The 721-nt window shown below is 67.8% G+C and carries 1 pseudogene; it reads left to right on the top strand.

The annotated features are described in order from the left end of the window. Window positions 1-465: 465 nt before the first annotated feature. Window positions 466-721, top strand: a pseudogene (locus tag AAW13_RS43780) (hypothetical protein); the annotation flags it as partial.

Raw genomic sequence — 721 nt, 5'->3', positions numbered from 1 at the left:
GGGAGTGGCCGGGGACGTGGCCGGGGGCCGTGAACGGTCAGCACGGGTCCCGCGGCGGGGAGTTGTGGCTTCGGCGCGGGCCGGTCCCGGGGGCTCGGGGTGGGTGGGTACGCAGGCTGATGACATGTTTCCCGTCTCCTCCGGGCGGCGCGGTCGCGGAACAGGTGGGTCCCCTCGCCCGGCGGCGGGGGCTCGGTCGCGGCCGTGGGTCACGGCGTACAGCGGCGGGATGGATCAACAATCGGTAAACGAATCGTAATGCAGAGTAAAGGTCAGGCATGGATTTTCTGCGCAAATGGTGCACTCATTCCCCCTCTTGGGTGAAGTGAGCATTTCATCGGCTTGTCGTATTAATCCCTCTCTCGGTCCTATGCGACCTTGACCGCGCTGTCGGCACATACCCGGCACACCGCCATAAAACGCCGTCATGGGCGTTCGCCGAGAGAAGGAAGAAGGTGGGCGGAATTGGCCACCACCCAGAGGATCGCCGCCGGCGCCGTGGCCGCCGCGGCCTGTGCCGCGTCGCTGGCCGGTTGCGCGAGCGGCACCAACTCCGAGAAAGGGGCGTCCGGTCCGCAGAAGGGAGCACCGGCGCCCCAGAACGTGGTCCGTCTGATCGGGGACGGTTCCACCGCCTACACCGGGGCGCAGCCGCATCTGCCCCGGCCGGAGAAGCTCAAGCCCGGTGAGAAGCCCCCGCAGTTCGTGGTGTTCTCCTGGG

The sequence above is a fragment of the Streptomyces humi genome (assembly GCF_001005085.2).
GTDB classification, from domain to species: Bacteria; Actinomycetota; Actinomycetes; order Streptomycetales; family Streptomycetaceae; genus Streptomyces; species Streptomyces humi.
Note: the sequence above shows the minus strand (reverse complement) of the source record. Positions and strands in the feature narration are given on the sequence as shown.